This is a genomic window from Aggregatibacter actinomycetemcomitans, from assembly GCF_023518055.1.
GTDB classification, from domain to species: Bacteria; Pseudomonadota; Gammaproteobacteria; order Enterobacterales; family Pasteurellaceae; genus Aggregatibacter; species Aggregatibacter actinomycetemcomitans.
Map to the genome: position 1 here is coordinate 77,873 of NZ_CP085096.1, position 19,049 is coordinate 96,921.

Below are 19,049 nucleotides of genomic sequence, written 5' to 3' on the forward strand. Positions count from 1 at the left end.
CTTAAATTGATGACGAACTTTTCATCTAATTTATACCACGCTTTCAAAGCTCTAAGATCAAACTCTAATTCATAGTTCATCTAAGCGCACCTTAATTCCTTTCTGTGGATTAGCTAAGCGATAACGTACCATGTCTAACAATTCCTGTTCTTTGTCCGTAATAACAGCAGATTTCATCGGCAAGCTCAATAAAACAGACAAACTCATCACCTCCGCCACATCCACACACCCCGCCTTGATCCGCCAACGCACATTAAATTCATACAATGAAACGCCGTAAATGCGCTCAGTGGTTTTGCCTTGTTGGTAGGCTGGGCGGGGGTCTTGTTGGATGACTTCGGTGATGAAGCGTTGTAAGTGCGGTCGATTTTTACTGTGTTTTTTGACCGCACTTTCCGCTTCTGGTGTGAATTCCACTTTTAGCGGCGGGGTCGGTTGGCTTTGGGCGAAGCCGGAAATGGCATCAGGTTCGCTGTCGGCGTAAGCCAGATAAGGTTTGATGTCGAGAATCGGCGTGCCGTCCACCAAATCTACGGAACCAAGATGTAATAAGACTTTGCCGTTTTTGCATTCAATTTGTCGCAATGCCACTTTAGATAAACCGATGGGGTTCGGGCGGTGAGTGGCGCGGGAGGCGAATACGCCGACACGTTGGTTGCCGCCTAAACGTGGCGGGCGCACGGTGGGATGCCATTTGCCCTGCGGGATTTGATCGAACTGAAAAATCAGCCAGAGATGGCTGAATTGTTCCAAACCGCGCACAGATTCCGCCTGATTGAAAGGCGGCAATAACTCAATGATCCCCGTGCCGTCCTGCACCAAATTCGGTTGGCGCGGCACGGAAAATTTTCCTTTGTAAGGCGTGTGAATGATAGCAACGGGCTGCAATGTAAGAGAATCGGACATATTTTCCTTAAAACAGTTAAAATCTGCAAAATAACCTTGTAGAATAGCGCACTATTTTAGCGAAAAGTGCGGTGAAAAAAAGTAACGTTTTTTAACATTGCGATGTCCTGTTGTGAATGTGGAAATTATGACAAAAAATACAATAAAAATGTGGATTGAAACGGCACGTCCGAAAACCTTGCCATTAGCCTTAGCAACCATTTTAACGGGTTCGGCGCTGGCTTATTGGGCGGGCAGTTTTCATTGGGGCGTGACCGTTTTATGTTTGCTAACCACTTTATTTCTGCAAATTCTCTCCAACTTCGCTAATGATTACGGCGATCACCAAAAAGGTTCCGACACCGCCGAGCGTATCGGTCCGTTGCGCGGCATTCAGCAGGGCGCAATTTCCGCCGCTCAGTTGAAAAACGGGCTATATTTAATGATTGCCTTGAGTTTTGTTTGCGGCGCCATATTAATCGGCACGGCATATCAAAATCTGAGCGACTTAATCGCCTTTTCCGTTCTCGGCGTGCTCGCCATTATTGCCGCCATCACTTACACCGTAGGCAGTAAACCTTACGGCTATTTGGGCTTAGGCGATATTTCCGTGCTGATTTTCTTCGGTTTATTGGGCGTGGGTGGCACTTATTATTTACAGGTTCATACGTTTTCTGCGGAAATTCTGTTGCCTGCCGTCGCCAGTGGTTTATTAGCGACCGCTGTATTAAACATCAACAACTTACGTGACATTGAACAGGATCGCAAAGCAGGCAAGAATACCCTGGTGGTACGCTTGGGCGCACACAACGGGCGCATTTATCATTGCATTCTGCTTGCTGTCGCCGCACTGTTTTACTTCTTATTCACCGCTATGAATTTACGCCATCCGTTGAGTTTTGTGTTTTTGCTGACTTACCCGTTATTATTGAAACACGCCTTCTTCGTTCTCTCTCACAAAGAACCGACGGCGCTGCGTCCGATGTTGGAGCAAATGTCGTTATTGGCGTTGCTAATTAACGGGCTATTTAGTTTTGGCTTGCTTCCGGGCTGATAATCGGACTATACTAGCCCGCAGTATTCATCTTAAAAATAGGGTCTTTTATGTACATTGATACTTCTGAACTTTGCGATATTTATCTCGACCAGGTCGATGTTGTCGAGCCCATTTTCTCCAGTTTCGGCGGACTCAGTTCCTTCCACGGTAAAGTCACCACCGTGAAATGTTTTGAAAATAACGGACTGATTGCTGAAATTTTAGAAGAAAACGGCGAAGGTCGGGTGTTATTGGTGGATGGCGGCGGTGCGGTGCGCCGTGCGTTAATTGATGCGGAACTCGCCCAATTAGCGGCAGACAACCAGTGGGAAGGCATTATCGTTTACGGTGCGGTACGTCAAATTCAACAGTTGGAAAATATCGACATCGGTATTCATGCGTTGGCTCCGATTCCGGTTGGCGCGGACAATTCTAATCATGGCGAAACCGATATTCCAGTCAACTTCGGCGGCGTCACCTTCTTCCCGGAAGATTTCGTTTATGCCGATTTAACCGGCATTATCCTGTCGCAGGAAGCCTTGGATTTGGAAGATTTCGAGCAGGATTAAATATAAAATTTAGCTTTCCATTGAAAAGTGCGGTGAAAATTTTTGGTATTTTCACTGCACTTTTTTTGCGCAAGGTCACAATTCTATAAAAAATGTGTTGTTTTTTATTAACAAAGTGCTAACTTTCCGCCATATTGTTTGTTGCGAGCAATATGTTGATCTTCGATTCTATTTACAGGATTAAAATTATGAGCGAAACAACTCAAAATCAAAGTAAGATCAATAGGAGTGTAATTATCTTTATCCTTGCCGTTATTCTATTTTTTATCTTACTCAACACACTGCCATTCGACAGAGACGCCAATAGTGGGTTGGCATTATTGGCTTTAGTTGCCATTTTATGGCTAACGGAAGCCCTACACGTTACTATCACGGCGTTGATTGTTCCTTTGATGGCGATTTTTTTGGGGCTCGTAAAAACAAGTACCGCCATTGCCACCTTCGCCGATCCGAATATTTTCTTATTTTTCGGCGGATTTGCCTTAGCCACTGCATTACATATTCAGCAATTGGATAAAATGATTGCGAATAAAATCATGACATTGGCAAAAGGAAATTTATTTGTTGCCGTCATCTATTTGTTCTCTGTGACCGCATTTTTATCCATGTGGGTGAGTAATACCGCCACCGCCGCCATGATGTTGCCGCTGGCGATGGGCGTATTAAGTCGTCTTGATCGTAAAGAGCAACATAATACTTATCTGTTCGTGTTGTTAGGAATCGCCTATAGCGCCAGTATCGGCGGTATGGGAACTTTAGTAGGCAGCCCACCGAATAACATCGTGGCAACCCAATTGCACCTCACCTTCGCCGATTGGTTATGGTATGGCTTGCCGATTATGATTATCTTAATGCCAATTATGATCGGGACGCTTTATATTGTGTTCAAACCGAAACTTCACGTTCACTTTGAACAACAATTTGAAAAAGTAGAAATGACCAAACAACGCTGGATTACCCTCGGCATTTTTGTGTTTATTGCCTTAAGCTGGGTTTTCAGTAGTCAAATCAACCCGATTCTTTCCGCAGCATTAGGTTTAGAAGGTAAAATTGCCGGCTTTGATAGTGTCATCGCCTTATCGGCGGCAGTGATTATCTGCGTTAGCGGTGTAGCCAACTGGAAGCAAATTCAGGAAAGCACCGACTGGGGCGTGTTAATGCTGTTCGGTGGCGGTTTAACCTTAAGCGCGGTGCTAAAAAATTCCGGTGCCAGCAAAATTTTAGCGGATGGTATCGTCTTCCTCATTGAAGGCGGAAATTTCTACCTCATCGGCTTATTGGTCGCCGCGTTCATTATTTTCTTAACGGAGTTTACCTCCAACACCGCTAGTGCCGCGTTATTAGTGCCGATTTTCATTTCTATCGCACAATCGCTCGGCATGCCGGAAATCGGTCTTGCCCTTATCATCGGCTTAGGCGCCTCCTGTGCCTTTATGTTGCCGGTAGCAACGCCGCCGAATGCCATTGTGTTCGGTACCGGTGAAGTGAAACAAAGTGAAATGGTCAGAGCGGGTGTTATTCTGAACATCGTCTGTGTTTTTGTCATCGCCACCTTCGGTTATTTATTCTAGCTAAACTAACTATAAAAAAAACAGCCCCTTAGTCATCGCATGATTAAGGGGCTTTTCATTTGGACGACATTAATCTTCCAACACAATCTCTTTTAAATACTGAAAAATTTCACGATAGGCTTTTGCCGGTTTATTTTGTTCTTTTTCCTTATTAGCGGCACGAATCAAAGTGCGTAAATGTTGCCGATCGGCATGGGGATAATCCGCTAGAAAATCCGTTAATGCGCTATCGCCCTTTGCCACAAGCTCGTCACGCAGTAATTCCAGTTTGTGTAACATGGCTTGTTGTTGCAAATGTTTGTTTTCCAGTTTGTCCAAGGCGCCCTGAATCGGTTCCACGTCCATACTACGCAATAATTTACCGATATATTGTAACTGGCGGCGACGCGCTTCTTTTTGCAGGCGCTGCGCCAAATTTACTGCTTCCAGCAAGGATTCTTCCAATGGAATTTTATCTAATTTGGCTTTGGTCAGTTCAACCAATTTTTCACCCAATTTTTTTAATGCTTCCGCGTCCCGTTTGATTTCGCTCTTGCTGACCCAAATGATTTCTTCCTGTTCTTCATTCTGCCGGTCAAAATCTTCTTTTTTATGCTTTGCCATGTTTTTTCCGATCATTCTACTTACTTAAAAGTGCGGAGCATTTTAGCACAGAATCTGTGGTTCGCCTTAAAAAGAAAAATAAGCTAAAATTATCGAAATTTCACAATCGGGAAAACCACAATGCAACAAAAAACACTTGAAAAATCCACCGCACTTTTACGCCAACAGGAACAACAATTACGCGACGCCGTAAGCCTTGCCATTGAAATCGCGCAAAAAGCAGGCGCCACCGCCGAAGTGGGCGTCACCAAATCCGGCGGGCTGTCTGTCTCTACCCGCCTCCGGGAAATTGAAAATGTTGAATTTAACAATGACGGCGCGTTAGGCATTTCCGTTTATCTGGGACAACAAAAAGGCAATGCCTCCACCTCCGATTTAACGCCGGATGCTATCAAAAGCACCGTCGAAGCCGCCCTAGCCATCGCCAAATATACTTCACCGGACGATTGTGCCGGCTTGGCAGATAAAGATCTGATGGCATTTGATGCGCCGGATTTAGCGTTGTATCACGCCGCCGAAATAGAGGTGGATCACGCCATGCAACTCGCGCTGGAAACGGAAAGAGCCGCATTGGAACATGACGCGCGTATCGTCAACAGCGAAGGTGCTTCTTTCAACGCCCATACCGGCGTACGGGTTTATGGCAACAGTTACGGCATGTTGCAAAGCTATTTATCCAGTCGCTATTCCCTTTCCTGCTCGGTGATTGCCGAACATCAGACGCAGTTGGAACGGGATTATGAATACACAGTAGCGCGAGATATGACACAGTTAGCGCAACCGAAATGGGTCGGTGAACATGCCGCGCAAAAAGCCATTGCCCGTTTGCAACCGCAAAAACTCGCGACCCAACAAGCACCGGTCATATTCTTAAATGATGTGGCGACAGGCTTAATTAGCCATTTGACGGCGGCAATCAGTGGCGGCAGTTTATATCGCAAAGCCAGTTTTTTATTGGATCATTTAGACAAACAGGTGTTACCGGATTGGTTTGAGATTGTGGAAAGACCGCACCTGATGGGGCAACTTGCTTCAACACCTTTCGATAGCGAAGGTGTGAAAACGCAGGATATGGACATTATCCGCAACGGCATTTTACAGACTTATTTGCTCACCAGTTACAGCGGTCGCAAACTCGGCATGCAAAGCAACGGGCACGCGGGCGGCATTCATAACTGGTTGGTGAAAGCAAATTCATCGGGAAAACTGACCGCACTTTTACGTCAAATGAATCGCGGTTTGTTGGTTACGGAAGTAATGGGGCAAGGCGTTAATCCGGTTAGTGGCGATTATTCGCGCGGAGCAGCCGGCTTCTGGGTGGAAAACGGCGAGATTCAATACCCGGTGGCAGAAATCACCATTGCCGGTCAATTACCTGAAATGTTGCGCAATATTGTTGCCGTGGGTGATGATATTGAACATCGTTCAAATATTCAGACCGGTTCTATTCTCTTGGAAAATATGAAAATTTCCGGTAATTAAAATATTTTTTGTAAATGATAATAATTCTTATTGACAACAATTAAAACTCTGCTAACATAAGCCACATCTGTTAAGTATTGCAATGAAGATGAACGGTAGTCATTGGAAGTCTGCATAGTACTCCAAACAGGTAGAGTAGAAAGTAAATTCGTTAGGGTATTTGAAAAGACTGAAGTTTAAGCTTCAGTCTTTTTTTTGTTAGAATAGCGACATCCTCATCTGCCAAAGGTAACCTTAAATGAAAAAACACCACGTTGATATTCTGATTTCCGAACAAGAAGCCCGCTCCCGTATCCGGGAACTCGGTAAAGAAATCACCGTCTTCTATCAACACAAAAATATCAGCCGTTTGGTTGTGGTAGGCTTATTGCGCGGTTCCTTTATGTTCATGGCGGATTTGGTGCGCGAACTGCATTTGCCGGTAGAAATTGAATTTATGACGACCTCCAGCTACGGTAGCGGCATGACCACTAATCATGACGTGCGTATCAGCAAAGATTTAGACGGCGACATCAAAGGCAAAGACGTTCTGATTGTGGAAGATATTATAGACACAGGTTACACCTTGGAAAAAGTACGCGAAATTTTGAATTTGCGTGAACCGGCATCCCTGGCGATTTGTACCTTGCTCGACAAACCATCACGCCGTGAAGTGCAGGTGCCGGTGGACTGGGTGGGCTTTACTATTCCCGATGAATTCGTGGTGGGCTACGGTATTGATTATGCCCAACAGCATCGTAATCTGGGCTATATTGGCAAAGTGATTTTGGAAGAATAACGAAAAAACGGCTTATCATGTGAAGCCGTAAATTCATCTAAAAAGCACCGCACTTTTCGGCGGAACGCCTCAAATTTTCCCTTGTAACGCAAACAGGCGGGCGATATTTTGTGCAGCGGAAACCAGGTTCTCCCTGCCCTGCTGCAAAATTTCCGATAACGGTGCCAGCTGGCGAATGATCGGGAACACCACATCAATGCCATGCTCGTACACCACTTCATAATCCTCACGCAGACAACCAACAATGGCAATCACCGGTTTATTGAACTGCTTCGCCGTACGCGCCACACCAATAGGCGTTTTACCGAGAATACTCTGTGCGTCCATGCGGCCTTCACCGGTAATCACCAAATCGGCGTCATGCACTTTGTCCGCCAGTTGCAAATTTTCCAACATGATTTGCACACCGGCTTTTAATTCCACATTCGGTAACAGCAATAAGCCGCCGCCCATACCGCCTGCGGCGCCGGCACCCGGCTGATCTTGAATATTTTTGCCACAATCGCGTTGGGCAATCTCGGCGAAATGCGCCAACGCCACATCCAGTTGCGCCACCATTTCCGGGGTGGCGCCTTTTTGCGGTCCGAAAATCGCCGACGCACCCCGTTCACCACACAACGGATTATTCACATCGCACGCCACTTCAATATGCACTTGCGCCAAATGCGGCTCCAAAGCGTTCATATCAATTTGTGCAAGTTGCGCTAACTGTGCGCCGCCATAACCAATTTCCTGTTGTTGAAAATTTAAAAACCGAATGCCCAGCGCTTGCAGCATTCCGACACCGCCATCATTGGTGGCGCTGCCGCCGATGCCTAAAATAATGTGCTGTACGCCAAGAGCCAACGCACGTTTAATCAACTCACCGGTGCCGTAACTGGTGGTATGCAACGGATTACGTTGCTCCGGCGCCACCAAATGCAAGCCCGATGCCGCCGCCATTTCAATAATCGCCGTTTTGCCATCGCCGGAAAGCCCGAAGAAACTTTGTACGGTATTGCCCAACGGTGCCACGACATCGCATTCAACCAGTTTACCGCCGGTGGCATCCACCAAAGACTGAACCGTCCCTTCGCCCCCGTCCGCCATCGGTAATTTGACACATTCCGCATTCGGAAAAATCCGCTTAAACCCTGCTTCAATGGCATTTGCCGCTTCCAATGCGGTTAAACTTTCTTTAAAGGAATCCGGCGCAATAATAATTTTCATAAAACCTCCCAGAACCAATTAAACACGCCGAAAATCAGCGTAGAAACAATCGTCATGATTAAACCCACCGCACTTTCATAAGGGATCAGTTTCAAGCGTTCTTTAATATCCATGTTCACGCTGCCGCCGGTGGCATGGAAGAAAGAACCGTGCGGCATATGGTCGAATACTGTCGCACCGGCATGAATCATGGCTGCCGCTGCTAAACCGCTCACGCCTAATTCTAACAAAATGCCGCTAAACACGTTGGACGCCACCGCCGTCCCCGCCGTGGTCGAAGCCGTCGCCAAAGACATTAATACGCCTGAGATAGGTGCCAGAATATAGGAAGGTAACCCGGAATGTTCTAAACCTTGAATTAACACATCTTTTAACCCTGAATTAGCGATAATCCCGGCAAGTGCGCCCGTACCAAGCAACATAATGGCAACCGGCGCCATTTTGCCCAATCCGCTGATGGCATAATTATTCGCATGGCGAATTTTTCCCATACACAACGCACCGACCAAACCGCCCGCCGGCAACGCAATCAGGGGATCCACTTTGATGCCGAATAACGGACGTAAAGCTAATAATAGAATCGCACACAGCGGCGCAACTATTGCCGTGCCGAAATGCGGTAAATCGTGTTTTTCCACGACAATGACTTCTTGTGAAGTGACTTTGGAGCCTCTACGAATCAAACGTTTGGCTAAGAAATAGGTTAAAATTACACCGAAAACCGCTGGAATAATCCCCGCCATCATGACGGACGTTAACGGCTGGTGGAAGGTGTCGGAAGCTGCGATGGCATTGGGGTTCGGCGACATAATATTCCCCGCTTTACCACCACCGATCATCGCCAGCAAAATCGCCGGTTTGGATAAATCGGTACGACGCGCCAAGGCAAGGGCAATCGGTGATACGGTAATCACCGCCACATCAACGAACACGCCAACAGCTGTTAAAATCATCGTCGCTAAGGCTAATGCCAACAAAGCACGGGCTTCCCCCAACTTATTGGTAATGGTTTCCGCAATCGTGTTGGCGGCACCGGAATCAATCAGCACGCCCGCCAACACACCGGCGGCTAAAATCCGCATGACCGCCGTGGTAATGCCCTGCGCACCGCCGATCATGAGACTCACGGTTTGCACTAAATCGGCACCGCCGACCAAACCGCCGATTAACGCCCCCGCCAGCATACCGTATGCCGGCGATACTTTTTTCAAAATCAGGAGGATCGCCACCGCAAGTGCAATGACCGCTCCCAACGCTGAGACTGTCGTCATATAATTCTCCTCTGTGATGAACCGTGTAAATAACACAAAGGAGATTATTCGCCCTTAATGCAAAAATTGCTTTATATAAAAATACAAAAATCTTTTTAAAAAAATAAATTTTTTAGACGAATATACAAAATCTAAATGAGTACGGTACTTAAATAAAGGCTAAACCGATCCTCTATCTTATTGAAAGACAATGCGGTTATCTGTTCAATCTTCGCCAACCGATAGCGCAACGTGTTAGGGTGAATGAACAATTTTTGTGCAGTGAGAACAAGATCACAATTTGATAAAAAATATTGTTGCAATGTTTTAAAGAGCAACGCGTTCTCTTCCGAAAATAAGGCTTTTAGCGGTTTTAACAATTCTTCCGCCTGCCAGCTATCGGCAATGCCCGCCAACAAAACAGGCAGTCGATATTGTTCGAAAAAGTAAAGGGTTTTGCGCGGATAATGTTTCAAACCATACTGCAAGGTGCTTAAGGCACTGCGATAAGATAAATGCAACTGCTCGCCGGCAGGACATTCCAGCTGTGCACCGATGGCGATTTTGTAATCCTGCTGCGAATAGTCCTTCGGTAATAATTTTTTTAGCTGTTTGCCAAATTGGGCAAAAATATTAAAAGGCTGCAAAATAATAATTTGATCCAAGGATAAAATCGCCACATCTTGTTCAAATTGCGGTTGTTCTAAATAACCCACTAATTGCTGTAATGAATCGGCGTTGGGATGTAATAATTTAATAATAATGACGACGCGCGGAATATCTAATGCAAAAGAAAAAAACGCTGCCTGTTGTTGTATTTCCGCCAGAGATAAATTTCCTTTTACCAGCTGTAAAATAAATTCTTCTTTATAGCGTCGATTCCAGCTTTCTTTCTCCAATAAAATATGTTGTTCAATAATTAATTCCGCCGTCATTTTGACTAATTCTGCATAGGGCTTAACCTGTTCCGGCACGCCGGAAATACCAATTACACCGATATTATTGCCAAGATATTGAATCGGCACGTTGATCCCCGGGTGCGCGTCAAAATTCCATTTTTCCGCAAGGTTTTCATCCACTTCCACCATTCTGTTCTGACGTAAAGCAAGCACCGCACCGGTATGCAACTGGTTCAAACGGGCGGGATTTCCGGAAGCAATAATAATCCCGTGATGATCCATCACATTCACCGAACAACCAATAATATTCATGGCGCGCTTAACAATATTTTGCGCAATAATTTTATCTAATTGCATCTTCTTACCCGTTATTTTTAAACCTGAAATTCACCGAAAAAACTGACCGCACTTTTGATCTGCACCCCAAAAGTTGGACAGATAACTAAACCTAAGTTAAATATTGAGCTCTGTACTGCACAGGGCTCAAATTGTTTAATTTAGGCTTAATGCGCTCCTCGTTATAATAACGAATATAGTCATGTATCGCCCGTTCTAATTCGTCAATGTCCTTAAACTGACGGGAATAAAAACATGCCGACTTCAACGTGCTGAAAAAACTCTCTATCACCGCATTGTCATAGCAATTCCCGCGCCGATTATCTTGACCCATTCAAATGAAGCGGAATGTATCAAATTATTTGCCAATTCCTACCTTGCCTTGCGGGTGACATTCTTCAACGAATTGGATACCTTTGCCGCAACGCACGGGTTCAATACGGCGGAGATTATCGAAGGGGTGTCTCTTGATCCGCGTATCGGCACGCATTACAACAATCCGTCTTTCGGTTACGGCGGTTATTGCCTGCCTAAAGACACCAAGCAATTGCTGGCAAACTATAAAGATATTCCGCAAACCCTGATTAGTGCCATTGTGAAATCCAACTCGGTGCGCAAAGATTTCATTGCCGAGGAAGTGTTGAGAAGAAAGCCATCAGTAGTGGGCGTTCATCGTTTAACCATGAAACACGGTTCCGATAATTTCCGTAGCTCCAGCATTCAATACGTGATCAAACGCATCAAAAAAGCGGGTGTGAAAGTGATTATTTACGAACCGGAATATGCTGAAAAAGACTTTTTTGGCTCGGAAGTGGTGACTGATTTAAACGCGTTCAAGCAACAAGCCGATGTCATTCTCGCCAATCGTATGGCGGATGAAATCCTGGATGTGGCGGATAAAGTCTATACCCGCGATATTAAGGGAACGGATTTATAACAGCCAAAAAAACGGCTTATCCATGGACAAGCCGTAAATTCATCGGGAAAAACCACCGCACTTTTTGGTGCGGTGTTTCTTTTTTATTTTCTGAACTCGCGTTTTTCTTTAAAAGTGCGGTGCGTTTTTTCTTTAAATTTACGCTCGCCTTTAAAGCCGTTGTCTTCAAAACGTCCGCCGCGACGTTTGCCGCCGAAGTTATCGCCGCCTCGTTCGCCTTTGGCTTCGCCGATGAAAGACATACGCATTTGTTTATTCAACACGCGGGTCTTGCCGAACTGCTGTAACAATTCTTTCGGCATACCTTGCGGCAATTCAATGGTGGAATAATCGTCATAAAGTTTGATATGGCCGATATAACGGCTGTTAATATCCCCTTCATTGGCAATGGCGCCGACGATATGACGCACTTCCACGCCATCGCCACGCCCGACTTCGATACGGTATAAATCCATCGGTTGCGGCGTACCATAGCCTTTGCGTTCCCCGCGACGCTCCGCCGAACGCGGATTTTCACGACGATCGCCACGCTCACCACGTTCACGACGGGCTTTTTTCTCTACGACCGGATCCGGTGGGAGAATCAGTTTTTGTTTGCCCTGCAACAACATCATCATTGCCGCCGCAATGTCTTCCTGCGATTGATCTGCCGTGAACATGTCTTCCAGCAATTGACGGTAAAGCTCTAAATCATGATGTTCCAACTGAGTGGTAATTTTGTCTTTGAATTTTTTACGACGACAGGCTTGCAGCACTTCATGATTTGGCAGTTCCACTTCTTCAATGTTTTTCTTGATAAGGTGCTCAACATTGCGCAACAAACGGCGTTCACGTGGTTCAACGAACAATAACGCCCGACCGGAGCGTCCTGCACGGCCGGTACGTCCGATACGGTGAACATAGGATTCGGCATCCAGCGGAATATCGTAGTTAACCACAAGACTGATACGTTCAATATCAATACCGCGCGCCGCCACATCAGTAGCAACAACAATATCTAAACTACCACTACGCAAACGGTCAAGGGTTTGTTCACGCAATTGTTGAGTCATGTCGCCGTTTAATGCGGCGGCACGGAAACCGTGTTTTTCCAGTAATTCCGTCACGTCCAAAGTGCCGGTTTTGGTACGGGTGAAAATAATCGCTGCATCAAAATCCTCCACTTCAAGGAAACGCAATAAGGCATCGTTTTTACGGAAGCCATGCACATACCAACAACTTTGCGCAATATCCGGCGCACTTTGCTGAGTCGCTTTGATTTTGATTTCCTGCGGATCTTTCATGAAGCGCTTGGTAATGCGACGAATCGGTTCCGGCATGGTGGCGGAGAATAAGGCGGTTTGGTGGTGTTCAGGCAGTTCCGCCATCACGGTTTCCACATCTTCAATAAAGCCCATACGCAACATTTCGTCCGCTTCATCCAATACAATGGCTTTGAGTTCCGCCAGATTTAATGTGCCGCGACGAATATGATCCAGAATACGTCCCGGTGTTCCCACCACCACTTGTGCGCCTTGTTTGAGCGCGCGTAATTGAATGTCATAACGTTGACCGCCATATAAGGTCACGATATTGATGCCTTTGGCATATTTCATAAATTGTTCGCAGGCGTCAGCAACCTGAATTGCCAGCTCACGGGTCGGTGCCATCACCAATAATTGCGGATGTTTTTCATTAGGATCAATTTTCGCCAAAATCGGTAACGCAAATGCCGCTGTTTTGCCGCTACCGGTTTGCGCCATACCCAGTACGTCACGCCCTTCTAATAAGTGCGGTATGCAAATTTGTTGAATCGGAGAAGGAGTTTGAAAACCCAGATCGGAAACAGCATTAAGGATGAATTCAGGCAAGCCTAAATCCATGAAAGTCATTTTAGTTTCAGTCATTAAAAATACTCGAATTATATAAAGGAAAGCTCAATAAAGTGCTTTCAGGTTAATCACAATGTGCGCCGTTTTACGTCTTACCACATGTTATCGGTTAAGCCATGCTCACCATTATTCCGTTTGAACCTGTTGTCCTAATTTCAGTAGCTCAAACACCGCAAAACGATACTCCACAAAGTTATACACCTGATTTGCAATAGCCAGTTTTAATAAGGTCTCCGCCTCATCAACCTGCCCCATATTGAGTTTTTGTTTTGCCAGATAAAAGTAGGTTTCAGTAAGAATTTCCGCATATTGCGTCGAAGTTTGCTTGGAAAACTGCTCCGCTTTAGCCTGTAATTCCCGTACTGAAAGTTTGCCCAAATAGTATTGGACAATGTAGGTACCCCAATAATCATGAGAAAGCCCAATTGCACGTTGAGCCAGATTTTTTTGTGCTTCGTCGGGCTTGAATCTTAATTCATTCAAATACAGCCATAAAACACGGTAGGGATCGGATTTATTGCGTTGATAGAAACTCAGAAAATCCTGCTGGGCAAGGTTATAACGCCCCACATAATAGAAATCCAAAGCACGATTTAACATCGTATATTCATAGTCGGGATCTAAGCTAAGCACAGCATTAAATGCTTCCAAAGCCCCATCGTAATCTTCATCAAGTAATAAATAAAGTCCCAAATAGTTATACACCGCGGTCATTTTCGGTTGCAGTGCAAGAGCCTGAGTAAAATCATAACGTGCTAAAGCCCAAAGCCCCAAACTATCGTAAAGCACACCCCGTTCAAAATGCAGGACGGCACGTTCTTCATTACTCATTTTTCCAACCAGCAAAACTTGGCTAATCCGAACAATCATCACTTCCTGTTCAAAATGTTGAGCAGGATTTTGATCGGCCAATACCACAGAATTTTTAGACACAAAGCTTTGATTGGTTCCGACACAACCGGACAGCAGCAAAGTGAAAAATAAACCAGGTAGAAATACCGTGAAATTAAACAACCGACGTTGTGTCATTTCTTGCCAGCCTTAAAGCATGGGTCTGCTTGTTGAAAAGTAAATGTTACGACACATGCGCCGTAACATTAATCCTAAACTAAATCACTCCTGTTCAAAAAGGTTGTCGGCAGGTTGTTGAACAGTATCTTGTTTAGGCACAAGGTCTTTCATAGTTAAACGGATACGACCCTGGCGATCGATTTCGACCACTTTCACCATCACTTCTTGTCCTACTTGTAGATAATCGCTCACTTTTTCCACACGTTCTTCAGCGATTTGTGAAATATGAACTAAACCTTCTTTGTTACCGACGATTGCCACAAACGCGCCAAAATCCGCCAAACGGATGACTTTACCTTTGTAAGTTGCGCCGACTTCCACTTCGGCAGTGATGTCTTCAATGCGTGCCATTACATCCTGCACTGCATTTTTATCTACCGCAGCAATTTTCACCGTACCATCGTCATCAATATCAATGGAAGTGCCGGTTTCTTCGGTCAGCGCACGAATAACCGCACCGCCTTTACCGATAACATCTTTGATTTTCTTCGGATCGATCTTCATAGTGTAAATACGCGGTGCAAAATCGGAAATATCCGCACGTGGTGCCGGAATCGCTTGTTCCATCACGCCAAGAATGTGCATACGCGCACTTTTCGCCTGATTCAGGGCAATTTGCATAATTTCTGCAGTGATGCCTTCAATTTTGATATCCATTTGCAACGCAGTCACGCCTTCACGGGTACCGGCAACTTTGAAGTCCATATCACCTAAGTGATCTTCATCGCCAAGAATATCGGAAAGCACTACAAATTTATCCTCTTCTTTCACCAAACCCATGGCGATACCTGCTACTGCCGCTTTAATCGGCACACCGGCATCCATTAAGGCAAGAGAAGCACCACATACGGACGCCATAGAAGAAGAACCGTTCGATTCGGTGATTTCGGATACCACACGAACCACATAAGGAAATTCAGCCAAAGTTGGCATAACTGCCGCCACACCGCGTTTTGCCAAACGACCATGACCGATTTCACGACGTTTCGGTGAACCGATCATACCGGTTTCACCCACGGAGTACGGCGGGAAGTTATAGTGGAATAGGAAATGATCGGAACGTTCGCCGGTCAATTCATCAATAATTTGCGCATCACGCTCGGTACCTAAAGTCGCCACCGCCAAGGCTTGGGTTTCACCACGGGTAAAAATCGCGGAGCCGTGGGTACGCGGTAATACGCCGGTGCAAATATCCAATGCACGCACGGTGTCAACAGTACGGCCATCGATACGCGGTTCGCCTGCGATAATGCGGCCACGCACGATTTGACTTTCAAGTGCGGTGAAAATATCAATAATTTTACCCTCGCTGACCTCTTCGTCTTCAGCGGTGATTTGTGCAATCACATCCGCTTTAATAGCATCGATTTGCTCATAGCGGGATTGTTTTTCGGTGATACGATAGGCATCGCCTAAACGGGCTTCCGCCAACGCTTTCACTTTGTTAATTAACGCCGTGTTCGGTTCAGGCGCAACCCAATCCCAACGCGGTTTGCCCGCTTCGGCAACGAGTTCTTTGATGGCCTCAATGACCACTTGTTGTTGCTGATGACCATAAACCACCGCCGCCAACATTTGTTCTTCGGTTAAAATATCCGCTTCGGATTCCACCATTAACACGGCTTTATCGGTACCCGCCACCACTAAATCCAAACGGCTTTGTTTTTGCTCGTTCATGGTTGGGTTTAGCACGAATTGACCGTTAATAAAACCCACACGCGCTGCACCGATCGGACCATTAAACGGCACACCGGATAAAGATAACGCGGCGGACGCACCGATCATTGCCACTAAATCCGGGCTGATTTGCGGATTTACCGATACCACGGTGGCAACCACTTGAATTTCGTTGAAAAACCCTTCCGGGAATAACGGACGAATCGGACGGTCGATTAAACGGGCAATTAAGGTTTCGCCTTCGGACGGACGACCTTCGCGTTTGAAGAAACCGCCGGGAATGCGACCGGCGGCATAAGTACGCTCTTGATAATTAACGGTCAATGGGAAGAAATCCTGACCTTCTTTCACATCTTTTTTAGCAACCACAGTCACGAATACGGTCGTATCGTCCATGCTTGCCATGACCGCTGCGGTTGCTTGACGGGCGATCGCACCGGTTTCTAAGGTTACGGTATGTTGACCGTATTTAAACTGTTTAACAATTGGATTCACAATGTTTTCCTTTTTGCAAATAAATAATAACGATGTTTTATTTTCCAATTTGCGACTAGCAAAAATAATCTTAAAACCGACCGCACTTTCATTGGCTACCACGCAGAAAATTACTTTTGTTAGCCGCACGCTAATTCAGAAAATAAAACCGGTACATTATACTAGGCTTTTGCCCCCTTGGGTAATTTTTTTAATCAAATCATATTTATCACTACCCGCCTTGACACACCGGTGATAAAATTTTCCTCGTATTAAATAAACACATCAAAAATAACAAATGAAAGGAGAACATCATGATTATAGGAGATCTTACCCGCGCAGATGTAAAATTAGGCTTACCGCCCGTTATTGCACAAATCTGTGACTATTTAAACGGCTTGGACTTAACCGCGTTAACCAACGGACGCCATAACATTACCGACCAAATTTACATGAACGTTATGGAATTTGACACCGCCCCGGCAGACAGCAAACAAGCGGAACTGCACCACAAATATTTAGATGTACAAGTATTAATCAGCGGCGCCGAAAGTATTGATTACAGCGTGACCCACCCTGATTTAAACCAATACACCGATTACAACGATGCCGACGACTATCAACTTTGCCCGATCATCGAACAGCAAAATACTCTAACCTTAAGGCCGAAAATGTTCGTGGTATTTTATCCGTACGAACCGCACCGCCCGGGTTGTAACGTCAACGGACAAACGGTTAAATTAAAAAAACTGGTGGTGAAAATCCCCGTGGCGTTAATCAAATAAATCATTAGATACCTCAAACCCATTCTTGAGGTATTTTTTGTTACTCACCGACTGTACATAAGTTTGTGGATAAATTTCGGAAAACCGTAAAATAATCCGTGAGCCGTTTTTCATGTCCCATTATGCGGGGGGCATCTGCCTATCAATGTTCAAATCTTCAGCAAAAATAATCGGTCAGCCACTCCATTCATTTTCCTTAATATTTTTTGCACAAATCCTGTTTAGCAAATAACCAACGAATTTTTCACTCAATTTGACTTGCCACATTTTTAACCCCCTTGTGAGTTATTCAGCATTTCTGTGGATAAAATTGTGTTTTAGCGGGGGTATAACTTGAAATAAATCCCATAAACTCCCTATGGAGTGAAATCAGAAGAAAAATTTCCTTTATTCATCAATCAGCTGCTAAAAAAACAACGGCATTTTTCTGTTAATGAAAAATGCCGTTTTATACTGTATATTTATTGTTCAACTCATAAATGTTGCAAATAACGCTGCCAATCGAAATATTGTCCCGGATCGATTTTTCGCCCCGGCGACACATCACAATGCCCTACAATGCGTTCTTTGGTAATCCGCGGATACGCCTGCATAATTTGTCGGGTTAAGCGTTGTAGCGTGTCATATTGCTGTGTGGTAAACGGCTGTTCATTGCTACCTTCCAATTCAATGCCGATGGCAAAATCATTGCATTTTTCCCGTCCTTCAAAATAGGATAGTCCCGCGTGCCACGCGCGGTCGTTAAAATTCACATATTGCGTAATGCGCCCCGTGCGCTCAATCAAACAATGTGCCGACACCCGCAGCAGACTGATTTCCTGAAAATACGGATGTGCCTGTGCGTCCAGTTTACCTTGGAAAAAATCATCAATGTAACCGCCGCCAAACTGTTCCGGCGGCAAACTGATGTAATGAATAATCAACAGGGAAATGTCCTGCGGGTCGGGGCGTTGGTCAAAGTGAGGAGAAAGCACCCGTCTTTCATCAAGCAACCAACCGTCTTTAATTTGTCGTTGTTTTTCCGTCATAAGATTTTCTTTTTGCGATCGGGATCCCATAAAAGTGCGGTGGAATTTTACGGTGTTTTTTACCTTAGGCAAAATGCCCGCGCCCAATTTGGCACACATTATTTTTTACAAAGGTATTTTTATGAAAATTCAATCCGCGTTTATTTCGCTAAAATTCGTTAAAAAAGGGTTTACATTAATCGAATTAATGATCGTCATCGCTATTGTTGCTATTCTCGCCACCGTAGCCGTACCATCTTATCAAAATTACACTAAAAAAGCGGCGGTTTCCGAATTATTACAAGCCTCCGCCCCATTACGTTCCGAAGTGGAACTCTGTATTTATAACACCGGTAAGGCTGAAAATTGTAGCGGCGGACAAAACGGCATTCAAGCAGATGTTGCAGATGCTTCGAAACAAAAATATGTGAAATCCACTGCGGTCAAAGGCGGCGTCATCACCGTTACCGGCAAAGGCAGTTTGGATAAAATCAGCTACACCCTTACCGCTTCGGGCACGGCTGCCAGCGGGGTCAGCTGGAACGCCGCCTGCGGCAATAATGCCGACATTTTCCCGGCAGGTTTCTGTTCTTAATCACTAACGCAGCG

At 45.3% G+C, this 19,049-nt stretch carries 17 protein-coding genes and 1 pseudogene; 8 read left to right on the top strand and 10 right to left on the bottom strand.

Annotated elements, in window-relative coordinates:
* Positions 1-69: 69 nt before the first annotated feature.
* Positions 70-906, bottom strand: a complete 837-nt coding sequence (gene tsaA / locus LIN98_RS00385) for a tRNA (N6-threonylcarbamoyladenosine(37)-N6)-methyltransferase TrmO (RefSeq protein WP_005572332.1) — start codon at positions 904-906, stop codon at positions 70-72.
* A 127-nt stretch (positions 907-1,033) separates the two neighbouring features.
* Between tsaA and LIN98_RS00390 the strand changes: the two genes are divergently transcribed.
* The 3 genes from LIN98_RS00390 (at position 1,034) to LIN98_RS00400 (ending at position 4,061) form a co-directional block, all read left to right on the top strand.
* Complete coding sequence (locus LIN98_RS00390; RefSeq protein WP_005592516.1) at positions 1,034-1,939, top strand: 1,4-dihydroxy-2-naphthoate polyprenyltransferase; 906 nt, start codon at positions 1,034-1,036, stop codon at positions 1,937-1,939.
* Positions 1,940-1,989: 50 nt separating this feature from the next.
* Positions 1,990-2,490 (top strand): ribonuclease E activity regulator RraA, encoded by a 501-nt coding sequence (gene rraA, locus LIN98_RS00395; protein WP_005564600.1) that lies wholly within the window; start codon positions 1,990-1,992, stop codon positions 2,488-2,490.
* 188 nt (positions 2,491-2,678) lie between these two features.
* Entirely contained in the window at positions 2,679-4,061 is a 1,383-nt protein-coding gene (locus LIN98_RS00400) for a DASS family sodium-coupled anion symporter (protein WP_041915460.1), read from the top strand.
* Between the two features lie 69 nt (positions 4,062-4,130).
* On the opposite strand, the gene yjgA is transcribed toward LIN98_RS00400, so the two are convergent.
* The gene (gene yjgA / locus LIN98_RS00405; protein WP_025298073.1) at positions 4,131-4,664 is read right to left on the bottom strand and encodes a ribosome biogenesis factor YjgA; all 534 of its coding nucleotides are present in this window, start codon (positions 4,662-4,664) and stop codon (positions 4,131-4,133) included.
* Between the two features lie 120 nt (positions 4,665-4,784).
* Here yjgA and pmbA point away from each other — a divergent pair, with 120 nt between their 5' ends.
* Both pmbA and hpt read left to right on the top strand, forming a co-directional pair.
* Positions 4,785-6,146 (top strand): metalloprotease PmbA, encoded by a 1,362-nt coding sequence (gene pmbA / locus LIN98_RS00410; RefSeq protein WP_005547518.1) that lies wholly within the window; start codon positions 4,785-4,787, stop codon positions 6,144-6,146.
* A 238-nt stretch (positions 6,147-6,384) separates the two neighbouring features.
* A complete protein-coding gene (hpt, locus tag LIN98_RS00415; protein ID WP_005540477.1) occupies positions 6,385-6,924 on the top strand; it encodes a hypoxanthine phosphoribosyltransferase in 540 nt (179 codons plus the stop codon).
* A 69-nt stretch (positions 6,925-6,993) separates the two neighbouring features.
* On the opposite strand, the gene LIN98_RS00420 is transcribed toward hpt, so the two are convergent.
* The 4 genes and pseudogenes from LIN98_RS00420 to LIN98_RS00435 form a co-directional block, all read right to left on the bottom strand.
* Positions 6,994-8,133: a glycerate kinase gene (locus LIN98_RS00420; RefSeq protein WP_005547522.1), complete on the bottom strand. Its 1,140-nt coding sequence runs from the start codon at positions 8,131-8,133 to the stop codon at positions 6,994-6,996.
* Positions 8,130-9,404, bottom strand: coding sequence for a GntP family permease (locus tag LIN98_RS00425; RefSeq protein ID WP_005547524.1), 1,275 nt, complete (start codon positions 9,402-9,404; stop codon positions 8,130-8,132). The genes LIN98_RS00420 and LIN98_RS00425 overlap by 4 nt, the downstream gene beginning before the upstream one ends.
* A gap of 131 nt (positions 9,405-9,535) precedes the next feature.
* Complete coding sequence (locus tag LIN98_RS00430) at positions 9,536-10,639, bottom strand: sugar diacid recognition domain-containing protein (RefSeq protein WP_005547526.1); 1,104 nt, start codon at positions 10,637-10,639, stop codon at positions 9,536-9,538.
* Between the two features lie 91 nt (positions 10,640-10,730).
* Positions 10,731-10,940, bottom strand: a pseudogene (locus LIN98_RS00435) (IS3 family transposase); the annotation flags it as partial.
* Between the two features lie 3 nt (positions 10,941-10,943).
* Here LIN98_RS00435 and LIN98_RS00440 point away from each other — a divergent pair.
* On the top strand, positions 10,944-11,555 hold the full coding sequence (locus tag LIN98_RS00440; RefSeq protein ID WP_005547528.1) for a UDP binding domain-containing protein: 612 nt from the start codon (positions 10,944-10,946) through the stop codon (positions 11,553-11,555).
* Positions 11,556-11,638: 83 nt separating this feature from the next.
* On the opposite strand, the gene LIN98_RS00445 is transcribed toward LIN98_RS00440, so the two are convergent.
* The 3 genes from LIN98_RS00445 to pnp form a co-directional block, all read right to left on the bottom strand.
* Positions 11,639-13,441 carry a DEAD/DEAH box helicase gene (locus tag LIN98_RS00445; RefSeq protein ID WP_026161177.1) on the bottom strand — a complete coding sequence of 601 codons (1,803 nt, stop codon included), beginning with the start codon at positions 13,439-13,441 and terminating at the stop codon, positions 11,639-11,641.
* A gap of 111 nt (positions 13,442-13,552) precedes the next feature.
* The gene (gene nlpI / locus LIN98_RS00450; RefSeq protein ID WP_249856126.1) at positions 13,553-14,455 is read right to left on the bottom strand and encodes a lipoprotein NlpI; all 903 of its coding nucleotides are present in this window, start codon (positions 14,453-14,455) and stop codon (positions 13,553-13,555) included.
* A gap of 84 nt (positions 14,456-14,539) precedes the next feature.
* Positions 14,540-16,669 (bottom strand): polyribonucleotide nucleotidyltransferase, encoded by a 2,130-nt coding sequence (pnp, locus tag LIN98_RS00455; protein WP_032997542.1) that lies wholly within the window; start codon positions 16,667-16,669, stop codon positions 14,540-14,542.
* A 293-nt stretch (positions 16,670-16,962) separates the two neighbouring features.
* On the opposite strand from pnp, the gene nanQ reads away from it, so the two are divergent.
* Entirely contained in the window at positions 16,963-17,433 is a 471-nt protein-coding gene (gene nanQ, locus LIN98_RS00460) for an N-acetylneuraminate anomerase (protein ID WP_005547536.1), read from the top strand.
* Positions 17,434-17,906: 473 nt separating this feature from the next.
* Here nanQ and ampD read toward each other — a convergent pair whose 3' ends face one another.
* Positions 17,907-18,461 carry a 1,6-anhydro-N-acetylmuramyl-L-alanine amidase AmpD gene (gene ampD, locus LIN98_RS00465; protein WP_005567973.1) on the bottom strand — a complete coding sequence of 185 codons (555 nt, stop codon included), beginning with the start codon at positions 18,459-18,461 and terminating at the stop codon, positions 17,907-17,909.
* A gap of 121 nt (positions 18,462-18,582) precedes the next feature.
* Here ampD and LIN98_RS00470 point away from each other — a divergent pair, with 121 nt between their 5' ends.
* Positions 18,583-19,035, top strand: a complete 453-nt coding sequence (locus tag LIN98_RS00470) for a pilin (protein WP_005586498.1) — start codon at positions 18,583-18,585, stop codon at positions 19,033-19,035.
* Positions 19,036-19,049 lie beyond the last annotated feature (14 nt).